At 65.0% G+C, this 11,359-nt stretch carries 13 protein-coding genes and 1 riboswitch; of the genes, 7 read left to right on the top strand and 6 right to left on the bottom strand.

Translation table 11 applies throughout. The features are described 5' to 3' along the window. Positions 1-42 precede the first annotated feature (42 nt). Positions 43-1,830 (bottom strand): S8 family serine peptidase, encoded by a 1,788-nt coding sequence (locus MasN3_RS05930; RefSeq protein ID WP_281912990.1) that lies wholly within the window; start codon positions 1,828-1,830, stop codon positions 43-45. A gap of 96 nt (positions 1,831-1,926) precedes the next feature. Beyond that, a riboswitch (cyclic di-GMP riboswitch) is annotated at positions 1,927-2,012 on the bottom strand. Positions 2,013-2,419: 407 nt separating this feature from the next. Here MasN3_RS05930 and MasN3_RS05925 point away from each other — a divergent pair. After that, on the top strand, positions 2,420-3,139 hold the full coding sequence (locus MasN3_RS05925) for a PEP-CTERM sorting domain-containing protein (protein WP_281912989.1): 720 nt from the start codon (positions 2,420-2,422) through the stop codon (positions 3,137-3,139). 74 nt (positions 3,140-3,213) lie between these two features. Here MasN3_RS05925 and MasN3_RS05920 read toward each other — a convergent pair whose 3' ends face one another. Together MasN3_RS05920 and MasN3_RS05915 are read right to left on the bottom strand one after the other, a co-directional pair. Next, complete coding sequence (locus tag MasN3_RS05920; RefSeq protein WP_281912988.1) at positions 3,214-3,687, bottom strand: adenylyltransferase/cytidyltransferase family protein; 474 nt, start codon at positions 3,685-3,687, stop codon at positions 3,214-3,216. A 14-nt stretch (positions 3,688-3,701) separates the two neighbouring features. Then, entirely contained in the window at positions 3,702-4,889 is a 1,188-nt protein-coding gene (locus tag MasN3_RS05915) for a PilT/PilU family type 4a pilus ATPase (protein WP_281912987.1), read from the bottom strand. A gap of 144 nt (positions 4,890-5,033) precedes the next feature. Between MasN3_RS05915 and MasN3_RS05910 the strand changes: the two genes are divergently transcribed. Next, positions 5,034-5,975 (top strand): hydrogen peroxide-inducible genes activator, encoded by a 942-nt coding sequence (locus tag MasN3_RS05910; protein ID WP_281912986.1) that lies wholly within the window; start codon positions 5,034-5,036, stop codon positions 5,973-5,975. A 151-nt stretch (positions 5,976-6,126) separates the two neighbouring features. Here the strand turns inward: MasN3_RS05910 and MasN3_RS05905 are convergent, their stop codons facing one another. Beyond that, the gene (locus tag MasN3_RS05905; RefSeq protein ID WP_281912985.1) at positions 6,127-6,606 is read right to left on the bottom strand and encodes a YaiI/YqxD family protein; all 480 of its coding nucleotides are present in this window, start codon (positions 6,604-6,606) and stop codon (positions 6,127-6,129) included. A 114-nt stretch (positions 6,607-6,720) separates the two neighbouring features. Here MasN3_RS05905 and ubiA point away from each other — a divergent pair, with 114 nt between their 5' ends. Genes ubiA through MasN3_RS05885 form a run of 4 tightly spaced genes read left to right on the top strand, consistent with a single transcriptional unit; the run spans position 6,721 to position 8,612 of the window. Then, positions 6,721-7,575: a 4-hydroxybenzoate octaprenyltransferase gene (gene ubiA, locus MasN3_RS05900; RefSeq protein WP_281912984.1), complete on the top strand. Its 855-nt coding sequence runs from the start codon at positions 6,721-6,723 to the stop codon at positions 7,573-7,575. A 45-nt stretch (positions 7,576-7,620) separates the two neighbouring features. Continuing rightward, positions 7,621-7,941, top strand: a complete 321-nt coding sequence (locus MasN3_RS05895) for a DUF883 family protein (RefSeq protein ID WP_209587824.1) — start codon at positions 7,621-7,623, stop codon at positions 7,939-7,941. Position 7,942: 1 nt separating this feature from the next. Next, positions 7,943-8,320 carry a phage holin family protein gene (locus tag MasN3_RS05890; RefSeq protein WP_281912983.1) on the top strand — a complete coding sequence of 126 codons (378 nt, stop codon included), beginning with the start codon at positions 7,943-7,945 and terminating at the stop codon, positions 8,318-8,320. Continuing rightward, the gene (locus tag MasN3_RS05885; RefSeq protein ID WP_281912982.1) at positions 8,310-8,612 is read left to right on the top strand and encodes a hypothetical protein; all 303 of its coding nucleotides are present in this window, start codon (positions 8,310-8,312) and stop codon (positions 8,610-8,612) included. The genes MasN3_RS05890 and MasN3_RS05885 overlap by 11 nt, the downstream gene beginning before the upstream one ends. Positions 8,613-8,717: 105 nt before the next feature. Here the strand turns inward: MasN3_RS05885 and proC are convergent, their stop codons facing one another. Then, a complete protein-coding gene (gene proC / locus MasN3_RS05880) occupies positions 8,718-9,536 on the bottom strand; it encodes a pyrroline-5-carboxylate reductase (protein WP_281912981.1) in 819 nt (272 codons plus the stop codon). Between the two features lie 11 nt (positions 9,537-9,547). Then, entirely contained in the window at positions 9,548-10,252 is a 705-nt protein-coding gene (locus MasN3_RS05875; protein ID WP_281912980.1) for a YggS family pyridoxal phosphate-dependent enzyme, read from the bottom strand. A 57-nt stretch (positions 10,253-10,309) separates the two neighbouring features. Here MasN3_RS05875 and MasN3_RS05870 point away from each other — a divergent pair, with 57 nt between their 5' ends. Then, entirely contained in the window at positions 10,310-11,353 is a 1,044-nt protein-coding gene (locus tag MasN3_RS05870) for a type IV pilus twitching motility protein PilT (RefSeq protein ID WP_281912978.1), read from the top strand. The last annotated feature ends 6 nt before the right edge of the window (positions 11,354-11,359 follow it).

The raw sequence follows: 11,359 nt of genomic DNA, 5'->3' as shown, positions 1-11,359 counted from the left end.
TACGGTGCACCGGGCGCTGGAAGGACAAGCGGCGTTTGAAGCTCAGCGGATCGTCACGCTCACGCTGGCGCTGCCGACGTTGCCGGCGGCGTCGCGCACGATCGCCTGGAGCGTATGGGCGCCCGGTTTCAGCTTGCGCGTATTCCAGGTGTACGACAGGGTGCCGCCGCTGCCCTGCGCCACCACGGCGCCATTGACCAGCAGCTGCTGGGACAGCGCGGCGGCGCCCAGGTTGTCGCTGGCGCTCACGCTGACCTTGACGTTGCCCGAGACCGCGCCGGCCACCGGATTGACGATGCTGACGACCGGCGCGCTGGTGTCCTTGCCCGCCGTCGGCACCGTGGTGGCGTTGGCGACGTTGACGGCCACGCTGGCCGAACGGCCCGCATTGCCCGCGGCGTCGAAGGCGACGGCCACCAGGTTGGCCATTCCGTTCGGCACGCCCGCCGAATTCCAGCTGAAGCCATAGGGCGCGCTGGTGTCGCTGGCCACCGTGGTGCCGTTGACCTGCAGGTCGACACGCGTCACGCCGACATTGTCGCTGGCAACCGCATCGACGGCCACCAGGCCGGACACCGTGCTGCTGCCGAGCGGAGCCTGGATGGCGACGCTGGGCGCGCTGCCGTCGACGGCCGGGGCGGCGGCGAGCGCCGCCTTGACCGCGGCGGCGGCGTCGACCCGGCCGTAGCCGAAGTCATTGTCGCGGCCAGCCGTGCCCAGATCGACCGCCGTCGAGGCCAGCAGGCTTTCGATGCGGCTGTTGCTGAGGGTCGGGGCGGCGGCCATCATCAGCGCGGCCACGCCGGCTGCCACCGGGCTCGCATACGAGGTGCCGTTCACGGCGGCGTAGCCGTTGCCCATGCGGGTGGTCCAGATGCCGCTGCCGGGCGCGGTCAGGGTCACGAAGCTGCCGTAGCTCGACCAGCTGGCGCGGTTGTCGTTGCTGTCGGTGGCGCCGACCACGATCATGGCGCTGTTGGGGGCAAAGCCCTGGTCGGTGCCGGTGTTGCCGGACGAAACGAACACCAGGCCGCCCTTCGACTTCATGTAGTTCGCCGCGCTGGTCACCGAGGAGCTGGTGGTCACGCCGCCATAGCTGACGTTGGCGACGCGGGCGCCGTTGTCGGCGGCGTAGATCAGGCCGCTGGCGACGGTGCTGTAGGCGGCATAGCAGCCGCCGTCGGTGGTTTTCTTGTAGGCGACGCGCACCGGCATGATGCGCGCGCGTCCGGCGATCCCGGCCACGCCGATAGCATTGTCGCTGACCGCGGCGGCGGCGCCCGCGACCGAGGTGCCGTGGCCGCAGACGTCGGCCAGGTTGGTGTTCGAATCGTACACGTTGTAGCCGCCGACGAGGTTCGGCGCCAGGTCCGGATGGGCGGCGTCGATGCCCGAGTCGAGGATCGCGATCGTCACGCCGCTGCCCTGGGCCAGGTCCCAGGCGGCGTTGGCGCCGATCTTGCCGACGTGCCAGGCGCTGCCGATGTAGGGGTCGTTCACCGCGAGCGTGCTCGGCACCAGGCGGTCCTGCTCGGCCGATTTCACGTGCGGATTGTTCTTCAGGCGTGCCAGCACGGCCTTTTCGGAGGCATTCGCCGGCAGGTCGACGATGTAGATGCCGCTCTGGCCGAGCTTGTAGCGCTTGTGGCCAGGCGTCTCGATCATCTTGCCGAGCGAATCGGTCGTGACGCCGTCGCGGACTTCGACCAGCATGCGGCCCTTGACCAGCAGGTCATCGTTGGCTGGCGCGGCTGCGGCGGAAACGGCGCTGGCGCCGAGCACGGCGAGGGTCAGGGTGCGCAGCACGAAGGGGATGTGAATGAAGTTCATGGCATTTCCTGTTAAGTGTTTGCTCTCGACAGGACTGCCGCATGAACGCACGCCTCCACACCGGACCGCACGGCGGAATCCGGGAAGTGTACTTGCTCTGGCAGTCCTGCCGTCATGGGGCCTGCGCCCGGTAGACCGTGACTTTGCGTCCCGCGCTTTCGCACGGTTTGCCTTTTTCAGTTCGTAAATATAGTTGATCTAATTCCGCAAGGCAACAAACAAAGGGGTATTTTTTGATATAGAGAAATCTTTTACAGCTTTAACCAAATAACAAGACGATTGCCAAGTATTTAATTCACTTAACTTTATTGTCATATTCAATTCACCTCCAGCAACATTAACCATTTATATAAAGAATCTACATTGATATGAATGTTGTCGATGAATTTGACACTTTCATTGATCGTTGCATTCCTCCTCGTTTTAAGTATTTGAATTTATTGTAAATACAAATTCTGGTATGAATCCTGCATAAACCAAAGGTGATTCTGAAAAAGTTTTTATTAATCAATTACTTATCAGATCGACACCAGCTCGCACCAAAGCGGGATTTTCAATTGGGAATGTTTTGTCACTGAAAGGAATGATGATGAGCCGAAATCTATTCAAACAAATGGTAATCGCCGCAGCCCTGTCGGGTATTTGCATGTCGAGTCAGGCAGGCATTATTCAGGCCCTGCCGCCGAATGACACGGTGGACCTGGGCGGCACCGGCTTCGGCAATGTCAGTTCGATTCTGTCCTTGAAACCCAGGGGCGACAACACGAGCGCGTCCGGAAGCGTTGGCTGGTCCGGATCGGCTGACGTTACCACGGGTAACGTTTCCGCGGACGGTGGCAATAAGAATGCGACCTATTCATTCGGCCAACTCGGCATTACCGACGCGGCCAACCTGTTATTGATTTTCAATCCGAATGAACCTGGCGCCGCTGCTACCAATGGCATTACGCTCAACGCGATGACCCTGACGGTGTATTCGATGGCTGGCGCCATCCTTTATTCCACCAGCCTGAACAAACCGGTCGTCTTTCCGACGACCCAGACCGGCAACGGCAATTCCGGATATGGCTTCGTCCTGGACGACGCGGGTATCAGCGGCGTCAACGGGGTGCTCAGTGCCACCAACCGCATCGGCCTGTCGGCATCCCTGCTGAACGCGCAAGGCAGCGCCGACAACTTCTTCGGCATCGCGATCGAAGGCGAAGGCGGCGGTAACGAGGTGCCGGAACCCGGCAGTGTCGCGCTGCTGGGCCTGGGCCTGGCCGGCATGACGGCCTTGCGCCGCCGCAGCCGCAAGGCCTCGGCATAACACGCTTGCCGGATCCGGCAAGCGCCGCATGGACGGCCGCCCCGTCGACAGGCGGCCGTCCGGCGAAGCCAAGCTCAGCCCCTGATCTTGGCCACCAGCTTGGTCGTCGAGCGGTCGTGCTCGAAATCGATCGCCACCGCGCGCCCGCCATAGGCCAGCACCGCCTGCCCTTCCGGGATGGCCGTCATGTCGTAGTCGCCGCCCTTGGCGTAGATGTCGGGGCGGCTTTCCAGCACCACCTCGAGCGCGGTGTCCTCGTCGAACTCCACCACCAGGCTCACCGACTCCAGCGCCGCCAGCACCGCCATGCGGTCCGCCAGGGTGTTGTGCGGGCGGTCGTCGCCCTTGCCGAGGCGTTTCACCGAGGCGTCGGTGTTGGCCGCCACCACCAGCGAGGCGCCCAGTTCGCGCGCCTGCGCCAGGTAGGTCACGTGGCCGCGGTGCAGGATGTCGAACACGCCGTTGGTCAGCACCACCGGCTTGGGCAACTGGGCGATACGCTGCGCCAGGTCGGCGCGCGTGCAGATCTTGTTTTCGAATGCAGGCATGGGTTCTTGTCTGGTTAAGTCGTGGTGGGGGCATCGCCGTCCGGTTCTTCCTCGATCGCCATCGACAGCTCGGCCGCGCCGGCGCCGGCACCAGTCGGCCCCTTGCGCTCGCCCGAGAGCTTGATCTGCAGGCGCAGGCCGTTGGCCGAGTCGGCGTTGCGGATCGCTTCGTCGTAGCCGATGTAGCCCTTGTTGTACAGCTCGTACAAGGCCTGGTCGAAGGTGCACATGCCGAGCTCGCGCGACTTGTGCATGATCTCCTTGATGTTCTGGAAGTTCCCCTTCAGGATCATCTCGCCGATGGTGGGCGTGTTCAGCAGGATCTCGATGGCCGCCTTGCGGCCCTTGCCGTCCTCGGTACGGATCAGGCGCTGCGACACCACCGCGCGCAAATTGGACGACAGGTCCATCAGGAGCTGGTTGCGGCGCTCTTCCGGGAAGAAGTTGATGATGCGGTCCAGGGTCTGGTTGGCATTGTTCGCGTGCAGGGTTCCCAGGCACAGGTGGCCGGTCTCGGCGAAGGCGATCGCGTGTTCCATGGTCTCGGTGTCGCGGATCTCGCCGATCAGGATCACGTCCGGCGCCTGGCGCAGCGTGTTCTTCAGGGCATTGTGCCAGGAGTGCGTGTCGACGCCCACCTCGCGGTGCGTGACCAGGCAGTTCTTGTTCTTGTGGACGTACTCGACCGGGTCTTCCACGGTGATGATATGGCCCGCCGAATGGCTGTTGCGGTAGTCGATCATCGCCGCCAGCGTGGTGGACTTGCCGGAACCGGTGCCGCCGACCACCAGCACCAGGCCGCGCTTGGTCATCACGACGTCCTTCAGCACGTCCGGCAGGTCGAGCTTCTCGAAGTTCGGAATCTCGGAGGCGATCGTGCGCACCACCATGCCCACGCTCTGCTGCTGCACGAAGACGTTGACGCGAAAGCGGCATACTCCGGGGAGCGAGATCGCGAAGTTGCACTCCATCTCGGTCTCGAACTCGAGGCGCTGGCGCTCGTTCATCAGGGACAGGGCCAGCGCGCGCGTGACCTCGCCAGACAGGCGCTGCTGGCTCAGGGGCTTCATCGCGCCCTGGTGCTTCATGCTGGGCGGGAAATCGCTGGAGATGAACAGGTCGGAGCCGCCCTGGTGGTGCATCACCGTCAGCAGCTTGTGGATGTAGGCCTGGGCTTCCGCCGGGCCGAAGGTCGACGACATGGGTACCTCGCGTAAACGCAGGCGGAAATCCTGCCAGGCAATTATATCGACTATGATGCGGGGGTGATGAAATCCTGGCTGACTTAATGCCAACATTGTGTCAGGATGTTACGGCCTGCCAGCCGTGACATTCTGGAAAAGCCTATGACACTGACCGAGCTGAAATACATCGTCGCCGTCGCACGCGCCAAACACTTCGGCCATGCCGCCGAAGCCTGCTTCGTCGCCCAGCCCACCCTCTCCGTCGCCATCAAGAAGCTCGAGGACGAACTCGGCGTGACGCTGTTCGAGCGCGGCGGCTCCGAAGTCTCCGTCACGCCGCTGGGCGCGCAGATCGTGGCCCAGGCCGAACGCGTGCTGGAGCAGACCGCCGCCATCAGGGAACTGGCGAAACAGAACAAGGACCCGCTGGCCGGGCCGCTGCGCCTGGGCGTGATCTACACCATCGGCCCCTACCTGCTGCCGCCGCTGGTCAAGAAACTGATCGACACCGTGCCGCAGATGCCGCTGGTGCTGCAGGAGAACTACACCCACAAGCTGCTCGAACTGCTGCGCCAGGGCGAGCTCGACGCCGCCATCGTGGCCCTGCCCCTGCCCGAACACGGCATGTCGATGCAGACCCTGTACGACGAGCCCTTCGTGGTGGCGATGCCGCGCTCGCACCCCTGGGCCAAGCGCAAGGAAATTCCGGCCGACGACCTGAAGCTGGAAACCATGCTGCTGCTGGGCGCCGGCCACTGCTTCCGCGACCAGGTGCTGGAAGTGTGCCCGGAGATGGCGCGCTATTCGTCGCCGGGCAATGGCATGCAGCGCACCTTCGAAGGCTCCTCGCTGGAGACCATCCGCCACATGGTGGCGAGCGGCATCGGCCTGACCGTGCTGCCGCGCGCCTCGGTGGCCGACATGCACGACCCCAACGGCCTGCTGACCTACGTGCCCTTCTCCCATCCGGCGCCCTCGCGCCGGGTCGTCATCCTGTGGCGCAAGAGTTTTACCCGCCGCGCGGCGATCGACGCGGTGGCGGCGGCGGTGGGCGAGTGCAAGCTGCCCGGCGTCGACATGGTGGCGCTCGAAGCGGCCGCCTGATTGAACGCTATCGTTTTTGTGGGCGGCTATACCCGATGGCGTGATCAGCCAGCATGGAGAAGCCGCCCACGCGTTCAAGCACACTACGAATAGCCGAGGCGTCTGCTCATGAGGGAGCTGAACGCGTGGGCGGCAGTAATAGCGCGGATGATCATGTCGCAGGAGTGGAGCCGCCCACCCTACGGGTGTGTGAGCGGGCCAGCTGGCGGTCCAGCGCATTCGCGAAATTGCGGCTGTCGGCCTGGCTGAATGCCGCCGGCCCGCCGGTATCGACGCCGCTGCCGCGCAGCTCTTCCATGAAGGCGCGCATCGTCAGTTGCTGGGCGATCGTGTCCTTGGTGTACCACTCGCCGCGCGGATGGAGCGGCAGTCCGCCCTTTTCCAGCACCTGCGCCGCCAGCGGGATGTCGCCGGTGACGACGATGTCGCCATCCTGCACGCGCGCGACGATCTCGGCGTCGGCCACGTCCGGGCCACTTGGCACCTGCAGGGCGCGGATGAAGCGCGAGCCGGGCACCCGGACCAGCTGGTTGGCCACCAGCGTGACCTCCAGCTGCAGGCGCTCGGCCACGCGGAACAGGATGTCCTTGATGACGCCCGGGCAGGCGTCGGCATCGACCCAGATATGCATGATGAATGAAGGCTAGTCGGTAGGGCTCGATTGTACCGGCAAGCCCTTTCCCGCCAAAGGCTTTAGAATCCCTGTCTTCTGCTCAACAATTCTTGCTCGACAAGACGCAACATCATGAACAAGCTGGCGCTGTATTTCCGCCTGATCCGTGCCGACAAGCCGGTCGGCATCCTCCTGCTGCTGTGGCCGACCCTGTGGGCCTTGTGGATGGCGTCCGGCGGGGTGCCGGACATGAGCGTGCTGGCGATCTTCGTGCTCGGCACCGCCCTGATGCGCTCCGCCGGCTGCGCCATCAACGACTATGCCGACCGCGATTTCGACAGGCACGTCAAGCGCACCGTCGACCGCCCGCTCACCAGCGGCAAGATCCGCGCCTGGGAAGCGCTGATGGTGGCAGGGGTGCTGGCGCTGCTCTCCTTCCTGCTGATCCTGCCGCTCAACACGCTGACCAAGCAGCTGTCGGTAGTGGCCGTGATCGTGGCCGGCACCTACCCCTACTTCAAGCGCTTCTTCGCGATCCCGCAGGCCTATCTCGGGATCGCGTTCGGCTTCGGCATCCCGATGGCCTGGGCCGCCGTGCAGGACACGGTGCCGGCGGTGGCCTGGTGGCTGCTGGTGGCGAACGTGTTCTGGGCCGTCGCCTACGACACCGAGTACGCCATGGTTGACCGCGACGACGACCTCAAGATCGGCATGCGCACCTCGGCCATTACCTTCGGGCGCTTCGACGTGGCCGCAGTCATGCTGTGCTACGGCGCGGCGCTGACCATCGACCTGGTGTGCGGCTGGTACCTGGGCCTGCGCTGGTGGTTCGTGGGCGGCGTCGTGGTTGCGGCCGCGATGGCGCTCTACCACTACACCCTGATTCGCGATCGCGAACGCATGGCCTGCTTCAAGGCTTTTCGTCACAACAATTGGCTTGGCGCCGCACTGTTCATTGGTGTCGCACTCGACTATGCATTCAGGTAATATTGCACGAAAGGCATTCATTCCCATTTTTAAGGAGGCCCACCCATGATGGAAAAAATCCCGACCCAAACCGGCACCCGTGACCAACTGCTGTCCGACCTGAAGACCGTGATCCAGGACGCGGAAGCGTGGCTGCGCAACGGCGGGCAACTGACCGGCGACGAGCTCAAGGCCGCCAAGGCCAAGTTCGAGCACACCCTGTCGACCGCCAAGGAAAGCCTGGGCGAATACCAGCAGACCGTGGTCGAGAAGACCAAGGAAGCGGCGCGCGTCACCGACGAATACGTGCACGAGAATCCCTGGAAGTCCGTGGGCCTGGGCGCCGCCGTCGGCGTCGTGATCGGCATGCTGATCGCCCGCCGCTAAGATGAGTATCACGGCGGCGGTGAGAAGGATCGGGGCCAACGTGCTCGACCTGGCGCGTACGCGCCTCGAGCTGGCCGCCATCGAACTGCAGGAAGGCGCCCAGCGCCTGTTCGGCTACCTCGCCTGGGCCGTCGCGGCCGCGGTGCTGGGGCTGTTCGCGCTGGGCCTGGTCATCCTGTTCGTGCTGGTGCTGTTCTGGGACACCCACCGCCTGGCGGCGGTCGGCGGCATGGCCGTGCTGTTCATCCTGAGCACCCTGTTCGCTGTCATGAAGCTGCGCGCCGGCCTGGCCGCGCGTCCCCCGATGCTGCCGGCCACCCTGGCCGAACTGCGCAAGGATGCGGCGGCCCTGAAGGGAGAGAACCTCCATGGCGTCTAAATCCCTGGAACTGGCGCAGCGCCGCGAGGCGCTGGTGGCGAGATGTGCGGACCAGCGCGCCCAGGTGGCGCAGGAAGTGGCCATGCTGTCCTCGCCGCAGACGCTGGGCCTGATCCCGGCCTACGCGGCCAGGCACCAGAAGACGGCGCTGATCGTGGCCGGCGTGGCGGCCGGCCTGTTTCTCACCAAGCCCAAGTGGGCGGTGGGCAGCGTGACGGCGGTCGTGTCGGCCTACAAGTTCGCACAGAAGCTGCTGCCTGTGCTGCGCTGGCGAGGCTTCGAAGTCCACTAATCGTAGGGTGGACGGCTTTGCCGTCCGCGCGTTCAATCAGCTTATGATCGGCCGAACTGGCTTTTCATAAGGGAGTTGAACGCGCGGGCGGGAGACCCGCCCACCCTACGAGTCCTTGCCGAGTTCGTCCCCGAGCTCGCGCCCGCGCTCCGCCGCCGCCTTCATCGCCGCGACGATCGCTTCCTTCACCCCCGCCGCCTCCATGCTGGCGATCGCCGCATGCGTGGTGCCGCCCTTCGAGGTCACGCGCTGGCGCAGCACCTCGACCGGGTCGCCCGACTGCGCCGCCAACTGGGCCGCCCCGGTAAACGTGGCCAGCGCCAGCTGCCTTCCCTGCTCCGCGTCCAGCCCCATTTCCAGCGCCGCCTGCTGCATCGCTTCGAGGAAGTAGAAGACATAGGCCGGGCCGCTGCCCGACACCGCCGTCACCGGATCGATCAGGCTCTCGTCCTTCAGCCACACGGTCTGGCCGACCGCGCGCAGCACCTGGTCGGCCGCCGAGCGCTGGGCCTCGTCGACGTCCAGCCCGGCCACCATGCCGGTGATGCCCATCGCGATCAGCGCCGGGGTGTTCGGCATCGCGCGTACGATGCGGGTGTAGCCGCCCAGCCAGCGCGACAGATCGGCGATGCGGATGCCGGCCGCGATCGACAGCACCAGCGGCTGGGCGCCCAGCAATGGCCGGAGCGCCAGCGCGACTTCGCGCATCTGCTGGGGCTTGACCGCCAGCACGACCACGTCGGCGGCGCCCACCTGCACGTCGATCGACGCCGCCGTGCTCACGCCGTACTGGCCGGCCAGGCGCGCGAGCGCATCGAGATTGGGGTCCACCACGTGCAGGCTGCCGGCACCGGTGAGTTGTCCCGCCAGGCCGGCGATCAGGGCGGTGGCCATGTTGCCGCCGCCAATGAATGCAATCTTCATGCTGTTCCTTTTTATTGCTCGTAATGGCGGGCGCCGAAGATGGCGCTGCCGATGCGGACGATGGTCGCGCCTTCCGCGATGGCCGCGCCCAGGTCGCCCGACATGCCCATCGACAGGGTGTCGAGCGCCAGGCCATCGGCGCGCAGGCCGTCGAACAGGGCGCGCAGGCGGGCAAACGCGGCGCGCTGCCGCGCCGGGTCGCTGCTCGCCTCGGGAATCGCCATCAGCCCGCGCAGGCGCAGGTTCGGCAAGGCGGCCACCTGGCGCGCCAGTTCCGGCAGTTCCGCTGCGCTGGCGCCGCTCTTGCTGGCTTCGCCGCTGATGTTTACCTGCAGGCAGATGTCGAGCGGGCCGCGTTCCGCCGGACGCTGTTCGGACAGGCGCTGGGCGATCTTCAGGCGTTCCACCGTGTGCACCCAATCGAAATGGGCGGCGATCGGGCGCGTCTTGTTGCTCTGGATCGGACCGATGAAATGCCAGCCGATCGGCGTATCTGGTTGCAGGCGCGCCACTTCCTGCATCTTGTCGAGCGCTTCCTGCAGGTAGTTCTCGCCGAAGGCGCGCTGTCCCGCGGCCATCGCTTCGACCACGGCCTGCGCTGGGAAGGTCTTCGATACGGCCAGTAATGTGACCGCGTTCCTGGGCCTTCCGCTCGCTGCACAGGCGGCCCCGATTGTCGCTTCGACAGCTTGCAAGTTCTCGGCGATTATGGACATAATGATTTTCTGCAGGAAATATTTTGAGTCGGGATCGGCACAGGGATTATATAGATTATGGACATTTCGGAATTGCTCGCCTTCTCGGTCAAGAATAAGGCTTCTGACCTGCACCTGTCGGCCGGCCTGCCGCCGATGATCCGCGTGCACGGCGACGTGCGCCGCATCAACCTGCCGCCGCTGGAGCACAAGGATGTGCACGGCATGATCTATGACATCATGAACGACGGCCAGCGCAAGCAGTACGAGGAAGTGCTGGAGTGCGACTTCTCGTTCGCGATCCCCGGCCTGGCGCGCTTTCGCGTCAACGCCTTCAACCAGGAGCGCGGCGCGGCCGCGGTGCTGCGTACCATTCCGTCCAAGATCCTGTCGCTGGAAGAACTGAACGCGCCGAAGATCTTCAGCGAGCTGGCGCTGAAACCGCGCGGCCTGGTCCTGGTGACCGGCCCCACCGGCTCGGGCAAGTCGACCACGCTGGCGGCAATGATCAACCACCTCAACGAAAACGAGTACGGCCACATCCTCACCATCGAGGACCCGATCGAATTCGTGCACGACTCCAAGAAGTGCCTGATCAACCAGCGCGAAGTCGGCCCGCACACCCTGTCCTTCAACAACGCGCTGCGCTCGGCGCTGCGCGAAGACCCCGACTGCATCCTGGTGGGCGAGCTGCGCGACCTGGAAACCATCCGCCTGGCCCTGTCGGCGGCAGAGACCGGCCACCTGGTGTTCGGCACCCTGCACACCTCCTCGGCCGCCAAGACCATCGACCGTATCGTCGACGTGTTCCCGGCCGAAGAGAAGGAGATGGTGCGCGCGATGCTGTCGGAGTCGCTGCAGGCCGTCGTCTCGCAGACCCTGCTCAAGACCAAGGACGGCTCGGGCCGCGTGGCGGCGCACGAGATCATGATCGGCACCCCGGCGATCCGCAACCTGATCCGCGAAGCCAAGATCGCGCAGATGTATTCGAGCATCCAGACCGGCAGCAGCGTCGGCATGCAGACGCTCGACCAGAACCTGACCGACCTGGTGCGCCGCAACGTGATCTCCAGCGCCGCGGCCCGCGCCGCCGCCAAGATTCCAGAAAACTTCCCGGGTTAAGGAGCA

This window comes from Massilia varians (assembly GCF_027923905.1).
GTDB lineage: Bacteria > Pseudomonadota > Gammaproteobacteria > Burkholderiales > Burkholderiaceae_D > Telluria > Telluria varians_B.
Note: the sequence above shows the minus strand (reverse complement) of the source record. Positions and strands in the feature narration are given on the sequence as shown.